The organism is Vibrio sp. Sgm 5 (assembly GCF_026241575.1).
Lineage (GTDB): Bacteria > Pseudomonadota > Gammaproteobacteria > Enterobacterales > Vibrionaceae > Vibrio > Vibrio jasicida.
On the sequence record NZ_JAPHPY010000032.1, the window covers coordinates 1 to 14,592 of the forward strand.

Here is a 14,592-nt window from a genome sequence, read left to right on the forward strand (position 1 = left end):
TTCTCTCTTGGTTGAAAGATCTGATCGCAGAACCAGCTTTTAGTTCACTTCTATTTTTTTATCCCGAGTTCAGGTTACTTAGTAAAAACAAAAGGAATCAACACCATGAAGGGAATCACTCGCAGCGCACTTACCGCAACACTACTCTCCACTAGCTGTTTGGCTTTTGCATCGAGCTGTCCAGATATCTTGCGAGGAAAGCAAAGGCTTCTCAATTCAACGGAAGAAATAGAGCTTTGTGACGCCTTCAAAGGCAAAACGCTACTGGTCGTGAACACCGCAAGCCAGTGTGGCTTTACCCCTCAATTCGAGCAATTAGAGCAGTTGCATCAAACTTACAAAGACCAAAACTTTGCCGTTGTGGGCTTTCCAAGTAACGACTTTCGTCAAGACCGTGGCAGTGAAGAAAAAACCGCTAAAATTTGCTATCTCGACTACGGTGTTACCTTCCCTATGATGGCGCGAACCTCTGTTCTTGGCGAGGATGCAAACCCAGTATTTGCCGAGATCAGTACTCAAGCGGGCATTACTCCGAAATGGAACTTCTACAAGTTCTTGATCGACAAAGAAGGTAAAGTCGTTGCGACCTTCCCAAGTTCAACCTCTCCAACAAGTACTACGCTTACTAACATGATTGAACAGCAACTGTAAGGAAGGCTGCTATGACGACCACACGTACGACAATGCTGCAATTGGGTTATTTAGGACTGCTGCCCTTTCTGTTCAGCTTAGTTCTCATCGTTACAGAAAGGACTTTGTTTAACTTATCTGGGGAGCAGTTTTTTATTGCTTACAGTGCGGTGATTTTGAGTTTTCTTTCCGGGGTACTTTGGGGCAACGCCATTGATCATTTCTACCATCGATTGAGTCGAAATGCCTTGGTGCTAAGTAACTTATTCGTATTGCTTGCTTGGGGAGCATTGCTGCAAGGTAACAAGCATTATGTCACCGCGACTCTGTTATTGGCAGCTGGCTACATTGCCGTTTGGTACGCAGAAAAGCTGATTCGAAGAGTAGAAAAAGAGGCGGAGCCAAAAGGGTATCAGATGATGCGAGGCAAGCTCACGACAGGTGTGGTACTAATGCATGGGTTGGTTTTAATTGCTTAAACTGGTCTGTCCACCTACCAGATCACAAAACTCATCAAGTTATATAAAACAATGTTCATTTCGTGAAGTGTGCGTAATTTTGAACACCGTTTTGTTTTAATTATGAATGGATGGTCATATAAGTATCTCAAAAGCATTCACAAAGGATATGAATATGTTTTTTCGTAAACTTCTTTTTAGTACCGCAGTTATCAATGCAACAGCAGGTTGTGTGTCTTATCAAGCACAACAGGCTGCGGTCAATACGGTGAATACCACCGGAGTGGTTCTTAACAACGTAGTGAAAACCACCATCGCTCAGCCTTGTAACGTTGCCGTCACTGTTGCTAGCTTGTTTTATCCAAATGCGATCTTTATGACTGATATGCCAACCGCAGCTTGTACGGCTGTGCTTCGCTAACGCAAAATGAACACAAAAAACGGCGACCTCGATGGTCGCCATTTTTATTTTTCTCAAAAACTATAGTGTCAGTAGGTAATTCACTAACTCGTTGTATTCATCATAAGTACGAATCTCATTAGGGATAACGATGTACTTATCGTTGACCAATACACCTGGAACACCCGTTAATGTGCTTTGTTTGAACTGCTTATCAAAGCCCTTCTGCATTGAGTTAACGGCAAAGCTGTTGTAAGCCGCATCAAACTTCTTCGCATCGACGCCGTTATCAACGAAAATCTGCTTGAGTTCAGCTTCATCTTTTGGCGCTTGGCGCTTTTGATGAATTTGAGCAAACATCGCCGGTACCATCGTCTTCTCTACGCCCAAAGACACCATTGTTGCGTATGACTTAGCCATTGGAACGGCCATATCGCTGCCCATAAAAGCAACATGAACTTTCTCAAAACTTGCATCTTTCGGTAATGCTGGCTTCATGTTGTCAATCACTGCTTCAAACTTGTAACAATGGGGGCAATAAAAAGAGAAGAATTCCGTTACTGTCGGTTTGCTGGCCTTGTCTACATCTAAGACCTTGTAGTGCTTACCTTCTTCAAATTGTGCTGCGTGGGCAGTAAATGCCAATAAAAGGGTGCTGCATAGCGCGAGTAGCTTTTTCATGTTTGATTCCTTTAGGCACACCAGTGCCATTCTCATTAATAAATAAAACGCCAGTTGGGCTGGTCAATGATTGAGGCGGGAATCAAACAATTGGAGGACGGTAAGGCTTATAAATAACGAGCACCGCTTTCGGTGTGAGCGCTTTGTCGATCAAAGCAAGACAATGAGGGAGTTGTATCTGTTCATCTTGCAAAAGGTTCGTGGGAATTTTAACGAGGCATGAAGAGGTACAACTGGTATGTGGTTGCTGTCCTTTCTCTAAGACATGCACATCTTGATGAGACTCAACACAATCCGTTCGTTCAGTACCTAATGGATGATGAAAGTCATCAGAAGCCGTTTGTAACGTATGATGTTCAATCTGTGCCGTAGCCGCACGTACACTTGACGCAACGCCCGTTAGCAACATGGCTAATAGACAGAGCATTGTCGTCATAAATGTACGGTTAAAACTCAGCATATAACTTCTTCAAAATACGGTGAATCTTCATCATACAGAATCCTTCTTTTCATACAAGCCAATCACTTAATGCTAGGTTCACAAACAAGACGATTCTGACACTCGATACCGACTGCAATGCCGATAACACTTGAAATCACTATGAAACCTGAGTAATAGTTAGATCAGTTTTTGTACAAACAAGGAAAGATTAATGCTTAAAAAGAGATTCTTTAAAACAAAAGATGAAGTCGAAGTCACGTTCGAGCTAGACAAAAACCAGTGGGAGTCGATTCAAATTGCAGGCGATTTTAACAACTGGCAACCGGAACCAATGAAGCTCGTGAAGAAAAGTGGCCAATTTAAATTTAAAACGCGCTTGCCGAAGGAACAGAATATCCAGTTCCGTTACCTATTTAACGAAGCCGAGTGGGAAAACGATCCACAAGCAGACGCATACGTCCCAAATGGCTTTGGTAGCGACAATAGCGTCGTTTGTACCCAAGAGCAGCCAGCTTAATCACTAAATACATAAACTAAGGTGCACTAGTGCGCCTTTTTTATTGCCTAATTTTCATAAAGTTACCGCGAATTGTTGTTATATAGCAACAGTGTTTTACCTAAAGCGATATATATCAACAAACACCATTTCCTTAATATACCCACATCGCAGCGAAACAGGTGTTCTTGACTAAAAGCTGCTCTCATACAAAAACTATTCTCAAAAGAAGAGATGAAGGAAACAAAAGATGAAAAAACTGATTGTAATCACAGGTGCAAGTTCTGGTATTGGTGAAGCTATCGCACGCCGTCTAAGCGATGAAGGTCACCCACTTCTTCTTCTTGCTCGCCGTGTAGAGCGCTTAGAAGCACTAAACCTGCCAAACACGCTATGTGAAAAAGTAGACGTTACTGAAAAAGCTTCGTTTGAAGCGGCAATTGCTAAAGCAGAAGAGAAATTTGGCCCTGCTGACGCACTAGTAAACAACGCAGGCGTGATGCTACTTGGTCAAATTGACACACAAGATGCATCAGAGTGGAAACGTATGTTCGACGTGAACGTACTTGGTTTGCTAAACGGCATGCAGTCTGTGCTAGCACCAATGAAAGCACGTAACAGCGGTACTATCATCAACATCAGCTCAATCGCAGGTAAAAAGACGTTCCCAGATCACGCGGCTTACTGTGGTACTAAATTCGCAGTTCACGCTATCTCTGAAAACGTTCGTGAAGAAGTGGCTACATCAAACGTTCGCGTAACAACAATCGCACCAGGCGCTGTAGAAACTGAACTCCTTTCTCACACTACATCGCAAGAAATCAAAGATGGCTACGGTGCGTGGAAAGAAGACATGGGCGGCGTGCTAGCTGCTGATGACATCGCACGTGCAGTTCTGTTTGCTTACCAACAACCACAAAACGTTTGTATCCGTGAAATTGCACTAGCACCAACTAAGCAACAACCTTAATCTCTGCGATTCTAAGACAAAGAAATTCAAAAGCGGCTTCAAAGCCGCTTTTTTTGTTGCTGTAATCAAACGGACCCAAAACGGCATTATTTCCTCGGTTTAATCGTTCGATAAGCCACATCAGTTAGGTAGTCATTGAGACGATGTGATGCCGCGACCGCTTCCTCGCCATCAGTATGGCTGACAGCACGTAAAACTGCAGCATGAAGAGAAGATGCTTCAACCAAATCTGAGTCTTGGTTTTTAAATGCAAACCAAAAGCGGCGGGATAAACCTTGTAGTGGTGCCATTGCTAACTGTAGATACTCATTACATGCAGCTTTGACGAGCAAGGTATGGATTTCTTTAAGTAAAGACGCGTAAAGCAGATCATCTTGGCTTTCTGCACAAGCTTCTAACTGCTCTGCCAACATTAACATCTGCTGTTTCTCTTTAACACTTGCTCGCGAGGCAGCGTAGTTGACACATAAAGCTTCAATGTCGCGACGGACTTCTAGGATCTTTAGTTGACTCTCGACAGAGATTGCTGGGATTTGAATTCCACGTCGCGGGTGGATCTCAACCATACATTCATAAGCCAATCTTTGTAACGCTTCTCGAACTGGTGTTCGCCCAAGCTCTAACTCTTCTGCCAACTGCTTTTCACTGACCATACTCCCTGGTTCTAATTCGCGGAAGATGATCATTTTTTCAAGTTTGCTGTATGCAACTTCTGTCTTATTGACTGAATTTACGGTCATTCTCGTTCCTATTCCATTGATCAATCTTTTAGTGAGCAATCTCACGATAAGAAGTTTTGCCATTGTACCAAAAAAAGAAATCCGAATATATTAAAAACATACAATTGATATATCAAATGAACATCAGTCATCTATTAGTGAGGTAAGAATGAAATCTTGGAACATTATCCGTCGTTATGAACACACTCCGAACCTACCTGTTTTGGCTGAAGTGGAAGTGTTAGTCATTGGCGGAGGTCCTGCTGGTGTTGCCGCAGCTGAAACGGCAGGTCGTCTAGGTAAGAACACTTGGCTGATTGAGAAATACGGTTTTTGCGGTGGTGCTGCCGTCGCGGGCTTATCTGGCACTATCTGCGGTATGTACATGGCATCAGATGATGAAAATGCACAACCAGAACAAGTGGTATTCGGTTTTACAGAACGTTTTCGTCAAGCATTAGAAAACAAAGGTGGCGTCACTGCTCCACAGCGTTACGGTAAAACGTACACAGTGACTCACGATCCTTTGATGTGGCGTGAAGTAGCAGATGATTTCCTAGAGCAAGCAAATGTCAAAACTCTATTCCATACGTCAGTCACTGGCGTGATCATGGAAGGCGATGCATTTAAAGGCGTGATCATCGAATCAAACGCAGGTCAAAGTATCATCTTAAGTCAACAGATCATCGACGCTTCTGGTGATGCTGCTGTGGTAGCTCGTGCGGGTATGGATTATTACTTTGGCGACAATGGTCGTATTCAAAACCCAACCATGTTCTTCCGTTTTGGCGGTGTCGATATGGACACTTATCTCGACTACTACGGCAACGACACGATCTGCCCTCCAAAAGTCACCGAAAATATTCTTGCAGCCAACCAGAGCGGTGAATACCAGTTGCCACGTCATAAGATTTGGATTTTTCCGACCACACGCGCGAATGAGCTGATGGTTAATGCGACACGCCTTGCAGGTCAAGATGGACGCATGCTGAACGTCATTGATCCTGAAGATTTCACAGAAGCCGAAGTGTTCGGTCGTCGCCAAGTTCGTGAATACGCCCGTTTCTTGAATAACTTTGTTCCTGGTTGTGAACAGGCATTCGTTGTCGACACCGGTGTAGAAGTCGGCATTCGTCAAACGCGTTCTATTGTTGGTATCGAAACGCTAACTAATGAAGACGTTGTTAACTGTCGCAAGCGTGAAGACGGTATTTGCCGTACCCCTTGGCCTATCGAATTGCACTCCGGCGACAAACCAAAACTGCACTGGCTAATTAACGATTACTACGACATCCCATTCCACACGCTAGTGCCAGTGGTTGGTGAAAATATCATTGTTGCTGGTCGATGCTTGAGCGCCGAACACGAAGCCCTTGCTTCTGCTCGCGTCACCGCGCAATGCTTTGAGCTTGGTCATGCAGCGGGCATTGCTGCTGCACAAGCGATTGATACAAATACGGCGATTCGTGACCTAAATGTCGCGGAGATTCGCGCCACCATGATTAAAAATGGCTCACGCCTGTAAGGACTGAAAAATGACCGATCTAAAAATTGAACGTGTAGAACTTTACGCTGTAGCAGACCGCGATGCAGCACCTGTACCATGGGCAGATAACCAAGAACCTTTGTTATACACCAATAACATCGTCCGTCTAATTTGTAACGATGGTACAGAGGGGTTAGGCGCAACAATCAGCTATACAGAGAATGATTTTGACCGTTGCATTATCGAATCTCAACGCACCATAGTTCCAGGTTTACTGGGTAAAAATCCATTGGCAACTCAAGAGCTCTACAACTGGTTAATGGCGCGTTGTACTTGGGGTGGTCTGCCAGCTAAAGCGCCAATTGATATCGCAGCATGGGACATCAAAGGCAAAAAAGCGGGCATGCCTCTTTACATGCTTTTAGGTGGCGCTCGAAACAAAATGTTGTCTTATGCATCGACGCCAATGTTCGACACCGTAGATGAGTACTTCCCGTACCTAGACGACTGTATTGCACACGGCTTTAAAGCAATCAAGCTTCACTGCTACTGCGTGTACGAAAAGGACGTTGCCCTTGTTGACGCAGTTCAGGCTCGTTACGGGAAAACTGGCATTCGATTCATGCTTGATACGGCAACCTTCTACACGCCAGAACAAGCAATGGCAATGGCAAAACGTCTAGAAAGCTACCACTGGGAGTGGTTAGAAGCACCGGTTTCTGATTACGACTACAACACTTATAAACGCCTAGTTAAAAATACCGACCTTGAGATTTCTAGCCATGGTAACTGCTTGTTAACACTGCAAGAAGTGACCTATGCCTTATCACAAGAGATGTGGTCTGACATTCGCCAAGACGCGACGGTTTGTGGTGGTATTACGCCTCTAAACAAATGCTTCCACATTGCAGAGGGCTTCTCTAAGAACCTAGAGATCCAATCAATGGGTTACACGCTAACGCAAGCCGCAAACCTGCACGTCGCTCTTGCGCATAACAACTGTAAATTCTTTGAACAATTCTACCCTTACGAAGACTTTGAGCTAGCGTCGAAAACCGTTATCCGCACCGACAAAGAAGGTTATGTCCGTGCTCCTGAAGGCAACGGCTTAGGTGTTGAAATGGATTGGGACAAAGTGAAAGAAATGTCTGTGGCATCGTACGTGTTCGAATAAACCGCAGCTTCAAGACAAAAACAATTAATACAGAGACAGCAAAAGACTGACATCCCTCTAACCCTACACTGTCTGCCTTTCTAATTACTCGTATGGGAACGGGAGAAAGGCAGACGCCCTGAGTGTCAGTGACAATAAACAAGGCCGTCCGAGTATTCTCATTAATAGACAATATTGGAAAGTCACAATGAAATTGAATACTTCAGAAATCGACTGGAAACTTACTTTTGGCAGTTTTGGATTTGTACTGCTTCTAGGTATTCTTGCAGTGGTATACCCAGAAGCCGTAAAAAGCACCATGAGCGGCATGCTAGATTTTACCGTCATTAACTTCGGTTCTGGCTTCCTTTGGTACACACTTTTCGCAACAGGTGCCCTATTGTTCCTCGCCTTTTCTAAATATGGCGATATTCGTATGGGCGACACCAAACCTAAGTTTACGAAATTCCAACTGTTCGCAATGGCATTGTCTGCGGGCATGGGCGCAAGCACCATGTACTGGGGCTTTATTGAAGCGGTATACTACTTCATGGACCCTCAGTTCGGTATTACAGATAAGGCCATGGCAATGGAATACGCTACGGCTTACAACATGTTCCACTGGGCCGCTGCAGGCTGGTTTATCTACCTCATTGTAGCCATCCCATTCGCCGTCGTATTCTACCTAAAGAAAAGCCGACGCATGAGCCTAAGTGGTGTTATCAACTCACTTTTTAATGATCGCCTTCCAGTTTGGGCTCAGAAGTTTATTGACCTACTGTTCATCATCACCACGCTTGCCGCAACCGCATTAACATTAGGTTTGGGCATCCCGATGATTTCCTCTAACCTAGCGAGCTTAACAGGCATTCCAGACAATTTAATGTTGGGTATTGGCGTTATCCTTGGATTGTCAGTGATCTTCTCTCTCAGCTCTTACATCGGCATTGAGAAAGGCATGGCCCGCCTATCTAGTGCAACCATTTATATCTGTGCAGCGTTTGTTGGTATCATCTTCATCATCGGGCCATCAGCTCTGATCATGAACAACTTAACCAATGGCATTGGTATCATGTTGACTGAATACATCCGCATGAGCACCAACACAGATCCATATGGCACAACGTTGTTCCCTCAATACTGGACGGTATTTTTCCTAGCGAACTGGATTTCTTACTCACCGGGTGTAGGTGTCTTCATCACTAAGATCATCCAAGGTCAGAAGCTAAAAGACGTGGTTCTAATCCTAGTGATTGGCGGCACAATGGGCTCTGCGGTTATCTTCGGTGTATGTGGCACCTTCTCAATGGATCTTGTAAACAACGGCGTCGTTGATGGTGTCAAACTGATTGGAGAAGGTCAGCCAACTGAGTTGGTGAAGCAAGTATTTGACTCAACATCTATTCCAATGTTGCTAACTGCTATCTACCTAGTCACGATGATTCTGTTTACAGTAACAACACTAGATGGCACCTCGTATTCACTAGCAGGCATCGCAACTAAACAGCTAGATGAAGAAGCAAACGTAAACCCAATGTTTCGTCTGTTCTGGTGCTTATTGCTAACAGCACTACCAATCATCTTCTTACTGATTAATGCTGACTTGAATATCCTTAAAGCGTTCCCTGTACTGATCATCGTATTGATCGTGCCAGTGTTCTTCATCGCGGCGGTTAAAACACTCCAATACCTTAAGCAAAACTACGAACAAATTATGGAGCATCAACGCAAACAAGATGAAATCCTTGCCAAGGAAGTACAACAAGAACAAACCGAGGTTACCAACCAGCAACCTGCTCCACAGGCTAGTTAGTCACCTTTAGGCAATTAAAAAAGCTCCGAGTAATCTCGGAGCTTTTTTGTTTTGACTGACCCGTCCTGAAATGTGTTTTCACATTGTGGATGAATTCCGACTACTTCACCCAGATCCTTGCAGCTTTATCATTGTAGTGACTTGAAGAATGCCAGATTCGTGTCCATCGGTAACAACCATAGTAATGGTGTTTACCGCGTTTTTTACCCAACTTGATTTTGTAGCCACGAGTTAGACGTGGAGATATTGTCATCGCGGAAAACGTGTAGATGTAATTATCACTCAAGTCGTATACCGCTTTCTTTGGTGCAACGCATAAACGCTTACCTGTAAAGTCATCATTTTCGTAAAAACAGGCAAGACTATCATCAGGTTCAATCAATATCAGAGATGTCTTATCATTCAGATACTTAACAAATCTTTCATCCTTGTAATAAGTCCTATATTTAGTTTTTCGACCAAATTCATAGTCAGAAACTAAAGTCACACGATACCCATTACGAATAGTGAAAGATGACGTGATGTCGTTAAAGTCAGCAGGAAGTTTCAAAGGTTTGTTTATATCTTTGGTGGAGTAGCAAAGACTTCGCCCTTTATAGTGTGCATGCTCGTAAAGACACAAGGCTGTCTCACCTACCCCATCATCAACTTGATACGAAGGAGAACAATCACTTACAAGAGTCGGATTACCAATTGAAAAACCACCCACAGCACAAGCTTTAATAGAGCTTGTTTCGTTAGTAACAGCTTTGCCTATCAATGTTTGTTCATCGACAAAATAACTAATCGTATTGTCCAGTACGCGTTCATTTTGATCCAAGTGCTCTTGGTAAATGAACGAAAACACTCCCGCCCCATCAATAGACTGAGAGTAGGACTCTGGTTGTACACCCACCATAAGGTTATCACTGTCAACAAAATCGATTTCAATACCGCCTGTATTCTCAATGATCTGTCTAGTACTTACAGGACTGCTCACATACTCAGAACACTGAACCTTCAAGTTGTTATCAATACAAAATCGTACTTTATTGGTTTCAATAGTGTTACTGGTTAAGTAAACTTTGCTACTCAGTTTGACACCATTCTCAGCTTGCCAGTAGATATCTTGAGAGTTCCCTTGTTTATCAAAGTTCGTCGCCAACTCACCATCAACATAGGAAAAAAGTACATACTGCCCAGATGTACCCATGCTTTGTCGCGTTATAGAGAAGCTTTCGGAGACTATTTCTAGATTACCTAAATTGTCTAGCGCTGATGCTGACGTTCCGGATAGTGCTTTCTGGGGTATTGAACCCACTAATATATAAAACAAAATAAATGAAAACTTTTTCATAATACCTTTCCGTTTGTTCGTTACCTTATTTCATTAAGTAATAGGTTTTTAAATCTTCTGATGAGTTATAATTAAGAAGCTCAATTTCCTATGTTAAATGAAACAAATTAAAATTGGTTAGCAAGAATTTAAAAAGTAAAACATCTCGCTAACCAACACTTATTAAATAGAACAAACTATTGCTAGCATTTCTTGTAAAAATAAAGCAATAGTGCTAACAATAAATATTAATCCGTATTTTTCTTACAGATATAATATCCTTTATAGAAAGAGCGAGGTGCTTTTTGAACGGAAAGATCATCACTTAGCATAGTGACTTCTCCCCAGCCACCAGTGACAGCGAAACCGGATTCGATGTGATTGCTTGACCAGTACCCTGTTTCTCCAGGCCAAGTCGCATCAATCTCATCCATATCTTCATTGACAAGGGTTTGCATATCGGCCGCAGAAAGTGCACTTATCTTGCCACCTAGTGCTTTACAATATGAATTTAGAAGATGCTCATCTCCTTCAAAAGACGGGGCTGCTGTGTAAGTTTTTTTCGCAGTTTTATCTGCATTCCAAACATCTTCTTCATGTTTGAACGATGTCGAAGGGAAAAGAACATCAAACTGCTGTTTAGTAGGCGGGCGGCAATAAGGATCGCAATCAGATTCCGCAACAATCCTAGTAGTACACGCATTCCAAGTTGTGTTACCTACATCAAAGTAAACATCCTCACATATCTCTACTACATTTACTGCAGCCAAATTAAGGTTCCTCAATTCGTAATATGCTTGAACGTCTACCTTTTTCCCACTTAGATCCGGAGTATTGGTGCCCTCACTTACCTGAGTTGCTATAACTTTGTTATCAACTTTATCTTGTATCAGACTCAACCATAAGCCAACACCAACTTTTGAACCTTCTTCGTCATCCCCAGTAGGTCCGATATATGAAAAATCCACTGTAATGCCGATATCGCTATCTGCACTCAGTACAACATTATCTTGAACAGTTTGGCTTACAGACCACCAGTCTTGATAGTCTATAAGGTCATTGGCAGCTCTGAGTCGAGTCGATGTATTCACATAAACAGGCGACGAACAAAGCGAATCCAAACATAGCGAAATTTGCTTACCTGCGTCTTCTGCTTGGAGGGAGTACAAAATTCCGGAGGCCAGTTTTTCTTTGCTTACAGCATCGACCCAATAATAGTTGTTTCTTTCTCCAGATTTTGAATAAAGGTTTAGGCCCATACTGCCGTTAATGCTACCTGTCATTTTTTGCCCTACCTCCACTAAACCACTTTGGAATAATGTCGGTATTTCAATGGTATCAACCGAAGCAGAAACTTGTAATGACAAAAAAGGGGATAAAAGCAAAGGAGCTATGCGCTTATTTTTTATGTTTGAAAACTCAAATAATGCCATGGTGTATCTCTTATGTTAACAGTGAGAATTAGAGATACTCACCAATTTTTTAAACAATGAGAAGGACTGACTTCAAGCTTTTAATCATCTTATTTGACAATATCAATATATAATTTTAATTATAAGACTTACCGTCTCATAAATACTTATCATAAAGAACATATAAATAGACGATAAATTATTGGTGTTTTTAAATAGAAGCACCTTATTTAATATCGAATAAATAATGCACACCTTTAAATTAGATGAACTTTCGACACTAGGTGCTCAATCATCCTTTTGTACAAATAACTTAGTCAATGAACTCAAAATAAAAAGAAATCGAATAAAAATGAGCCAAGAAGATTTAGCTTCTTTTTGCGACACTTCCGCCAGTCACATCAGCAAAATTGAAAATTTTAAAGTAACCCCAAGACTCGACACCTTCCTGCGCATGTGCATTGCGTTAAACATTAACATTCATTTATCCACGAAAAACGACACGGACAATCATCAAAGACCATTACCTTAGGTACGTTTAAAATTGAAATCACTGACAAATTTGTTTAAGTTTCAGGGATAATTCCTACAAAACCATCACTGCTATGAACGTACTAGACACTAAGCAATCCCTTATCATCGTGGAAGACGACCCTAAATTGCAGGCTATGCTAAGCGAATACTTTGAAGGACAAGGCTTCGAAGTTAGCTGCATAGACAATGGGACCGACGCACCCGAGGCAATTCTTGAACGCCAGCCAGATCTCGTTCTTTTAGATTTGATGTTACCTGGGCAAGATGGATTGAGTGTTTGCCGCCAGATCCGTGAATGCTACAAAGGCAAAGTGCTGATGCTTACTGCCAGTGATGATGATTTTGACCATGTTGCTGCGCTTGAAATTGGTGCCGATGATTTCGTAACTAAGCCGATTAAACCGCGTGTTCTGCTTGCTCGTATTCGTATGTTGTTACGCCGCAAGGAAACCACAGCTTCAGACTCCGATACCTGCCTTGAAATCGGTGTGTTATGCCTAAACCGATTACGCAAAGCTTGTAATCTAAATCATGAGCCGATTGCACTCACCGATGGTGAATTCGATTTACTTTGGGTACTCGCTAGCCATCCTGAACAAACCCTTTCTCGCGAGTGGCTTACCAAAACGTTGCGTGGAATCGAATACGATGGCACTGACCGTACGATTGACAACCGAATTGTAACGTTAAGGAAAAAGCTTAGCGATAGCACAACTCCCCCACAAAAAATCATTACTGTCCGTGGTAAAGGCTACCTATTTATGCCTGATGCTTGGAACGCGTAATGAAACGAATTTATCTGGAAAGTTTTTTAGGTCTGATCATTCTTTTCGTCGCCAGTTTGGTTGGATATGAAGTCATTGTTTATCAATTAAATACGGACTATGACTACTTACTTGAAGAGCACGAGGCACAAGCTTTCCATGAATTGATCTACCCTATTTACCAAGATAAAGGGGAAGATTACACCATTCAGCAGCTAGAGAAGTTTGCGACATCAAGCCACATGTTGTTGATAGCGCAAGAAATGACGAGCCTCCCTCCTGAAGTTGAGAAAGTCTTTGATGAAGATCCTTTCGTTAATACGGGCTTCGATGATGAGAGAGATTTATGGTTTCGCTTTGAGCCGGGGTCCCCAATTTTTAAACTGAGCGAGAACCCCAACAGCCCTATCATTCAAGCCATTAACTTTGATGACAACATTGTTTGGCTTTTCTTTCTAGCTGGTTTCGCTCTTTACTGTGTCTTATTGATTTGGTTCCTAAGCCGCCGTGTTCGAGCACTTGAGAAGGTCACTGTAGATTTTGCCTCTGGTGATTTTAATGCTCGAGCCGATACGTCTAGTGCCAAATCCGTGGGTACTCTGAACAAAAGCTTTAACCATATGGCAGAGAAAGTGTCTCGCCTGATCACGACCAACAAGATGCTTACCAATGCTGTCGCGCATGAACTACGTACACCGATTTTCCGACTACAATGGCAAGCGGATCTCTTAGCTGACTCGACACTTAACAAACAACAAGAGAAATACATCAAGAGCATCGTAGAAGACATTGATGAAATGGAAAATATGGTCGAAGAACTCCTCTACTATGCCAAAATGGAGCGACCAAATGCCGAGATTCAAACTTCCTCTATCGCCTTATCAAGCTTTGCTCAATCGTTTTTACCCAAGTGGCAACGTGACACCCAACTTTCAATCTCGATTGACGACACAAGTTCTCAGCAGACGGTCATTGATGCTGACCCGAAACTGCTTAAACGTGCCTTAGATAACCTACTTCGCAATGCAATGCGTTATGCACAAAACCAAATCGTGCTAGAGATTGTAGAGACGCCTGAGAAGTCTTGTATTCGCATACACGACGACGGCTGTGGTGTCGAAGAGAAAGACTGGCCTCATTTGTTTGACGCGTTTTATAGTGCTGACAAATCACGTAACAAGAGCACCAGTGGCTTCGGTTTGGGGCTTGCTATTGTCAAACAGATTGTCGAACTCCAAAGAGGTGAAGTGTCAGTTTCACACAGTCCTTATGGCGGTGCGTGTTTTACGGTCTGCTTTCCCAAATAAATTCATAAACTT

General features: G+C 42.7%; 16 protein-coding genes. 11 read left to right on the plus strand and 5 right to left on the minus strand.

Going from position 1 to position 14,592, the window contains the following annotated elements; all coding sequences use genetic code 11:
- The first annotated feature begins 105 nt into the window (after positions 1-105).
- The 3 genes from OQJ86_RS16895 to OQJ86_RS16905 all read left to right on the plus strand — a co-directional run bounded on the left by OQJ86_RS16895 (position 106) and on the right by OQJ86_RS16905 (position 1,509).
- On the plus strand, positions 106-651 hold the full coding sequence (locus OQJ86_RS16895; protein ID WP_265988532.1) for a glutathione peroxidase: 546 nt from the start codon (positions 106-108) through the stop codon (positions 649-651).
- An 11-nt stretch (positions 652-662) separates the two neighbouring features.
- Positions 663-1,109 carry a DUF3429 domain-containing protein gene (locus tag OQJ86_RS16900; protein WP_039974992.1) on the plus strand — a complete coding sequence of 149 codons (447 nt, stop codon included), beginning with the start codon at positions 663-665 and terminating at the stop codon, positions 1,107-1,109.
- A gap of 154 nt (positions 1,110-1,263) precedes the next feature.
- On the plus strand, positions 1,264-1,509 hold the full coding sequence (locus tag OQJ86_RS16905) for a hypothetical protein (protein WP_005433479.1): 246 nt from the start codon (positions 1,264-1,266) through the stop codon (positions 1,507-1,509).
- Between the two features lie 60 nt (positions 1,510-1,569).
- On the opposite strand, the gene OQJ86_RS16910 is transcribed toward OQJ86_RS16905, so the two are convergent.
- Together OQJ86_RS16910 and OQJ86_RS16915 are read right to left on the minus strand one after the other, a co-directional pair.
- On the minus strand, positions 1,570-2,169 hold the full coding sequence (locus tag OQJ86_RS16910; RefSeq protein ID WP_038867316.1) for a thiol:disulfide interchange protein DsbA/DsbL: 600 nt from the start codon (positions 2,167-2,169) through the stop codon (positions 1,570-1,572).
- Between the two features lie 82 nt (positions 2,170-2,251).
- On the minus strand, positions 2,252-2,629 hold the full coding sequence (locus OQJ86_RS16915) for a hypothetical protein (RefSeq protein ID WP_265988535.1): 378 nt from the start codon (positions 2,627-2,629) through the stop codon (positions 2,252-2,254).
- Between the two features lie 193 nt (positions 2,630-2,822).
- Here OQJ86_RS16915 and OQJ86_RS16920 point away from each other — a divergent pair, with 193 nt between their 5' ends.
- Together OQJ86_RS16920 and OQJ86_RS16925 are read left to right on the plus strand one after the other, a co-directional pair.
- Positions 2,823-3,128 carry an isoamylase early set domain-containing protein gene (locus OQJ86_RS16920; protein ID WP_009696260.1) on the plus strand — a complete coding sequence of 102 codons (306 nt, stop codon included), beginning with the start codon at positions 2,823-2,825 and terminating at the stop codon, positions 3,126-3,128.
- A 229-nt stretch (positions 3,129-3,357) separates the two neighbouring features.
- Positions 3,358-4,077 carry an SDR family oxidoreductase gene (locus OQJ86_RS16925; protein ID WP_265988538.1) on the plus strand — a complete coding sequence of 240 codons (720 nt, stop codon included), beginning with the start codon at positions 3,358-3,360 and terminating at the stop codon, positions 4,075-4,077.
- Positions 4,078-4,163: 86 nt separating this feature from the next.
- On the opposite strand, the gene OQJ86_RS16930 is transcribed toward OQJ86_RS16925, so the two are convergent.
- Entirely contained in the window at positions 4,164-4,817 is a 654-nt protein-coding gene (locus OQJ86_RS16930; RefSeq protein WP_265988540.1) for a GntR family transcriptional regulator, read from the minus strand.
- Between the two features lie 148 nt (positions 4,818-4,965).
- On the opposite strand from OQJ86_RS16930, the gene OQJ86_RS16935 reads away from it, so the two are divergent.
- The 3 genes from OQJ86_RS16935 to OQJ86_RS16945 all read left to right on the plus strand — a co-directional run bounded on the left by OQJ86_RS16935 (position 4,966) and on the right by OQJ86_RS16945 (position 9,248).
- Positions 4,966-6,321, plus strand: a complete 1,356-nt coding sequence (locus OQJ86_RS16935; RefSeq protein WP_045404659.1) for an FAD-dependent oxidoreductase — start codon at positions 4,966-4,968, stop codon at positions 6,319-6,321.
- Positions 6,322-6,331: 10 nt separating this feature from the next.
- On the plus strand, positions 6,332-7,456 hold the full coding sequence (locus tag OQJ86_RS16940) for a mandelate racemase/muconate lactonizing enzyme family protein (protein WP_045404660.1): 1,125 nt from the start codon (positions 6,332-6,334) through the stop codon (positions 7,454-7,456).
- 187 nt (positions 7,457-7,643) lie between these two features.
- Positions 7,644-9,248, plus strand: coding sequence for a BCCT family transporter (locus OQJ86_RS16945; RefSeq protein ID WP_265988544.1), 1,605 nt, complete (start codon positions 7,644-7,646; stop codon positions 9,246-9,248).
- A gap of 100 nt (positions 9,249-9,348) precedes the next feature.
- Here the strand turns inward: OQJ86_RS16945 and OQJ86_RS16950 are convergent, their stop codons facing one another.
- Together OQJ86_RS16950 and OQJ86_RS16955 are read right to left on the minus strand one after the other, a co-directional pair.
- A complete protein-coding gene (locus OQJ86_RS16950) occupies positions 9,349-10,584 on the minus strand; it encodes a hypothetical protein (protein WP_265988546.1) in 1,236 nt (411 codons plus the stop codon).
- Between the two features lie 227 nt (positions 10,585-10,811).
- Complete coding sequence (locus tag OQJ86_RS16955; RefSeq protein WP_265988548.1) at positions 10,812-11,996, minus strand: hypothetical protein; 1,185 nt, start codon at positions 11,994-11,996, stop codon at positions 10,812-10,814.
- 226 nt (positions 11,997-12,222) lie between these two features.
- Here OQJ86_RS16955 and OQJ86_RS26640 point away from each other — a divergent pair, with 226 nt between their 5' ends.
- From OQJ86_RS26640 to OQJ86_RS16965, 3 genes are all read left to right on the plus strand, one after another.
- Positions 12,223-12,507, plus strand: a complete 285-nt coding sequence (locus OQJ86_RS26640; protein WP_416236457.1) for a helix-turn-helix domain-containing protein — start codon at positions 12,223-12,225, stop codon at positions 12,505-12,507.
- A 73-nt stretch (positions 12,508-12,580) separates the two neighbouring features.
- Positions 12,581-13,294 carry a response regulator gene (locus OQJ86_RS16960; protein ID WP_265988550.1) on the plus strand — a complete coding sequence of 238 codons (714 nt, stop codon included), beginning with the start codon at positions 12,581-12,583 and terminating at the stop codon, positions 13,292-13,294.
- Complete coding sequence (locus OQJ86_RS16965; RefSeq protein ID WP_265988552.1) at positions 13,294-14,580, plus strand: ATP-binding protein; 1,287 nt, start codon at positions 13,294-13,296, stop codon at positions 14,578-14,580. Before OQJ86_RS16960 ends, OQJ86_RS16965 begins: the two co-directional genes overlap by 1 nt.
- The last annotated feature ends 12 nt before the right edge of the window (positions 14,581-14,592 follow it).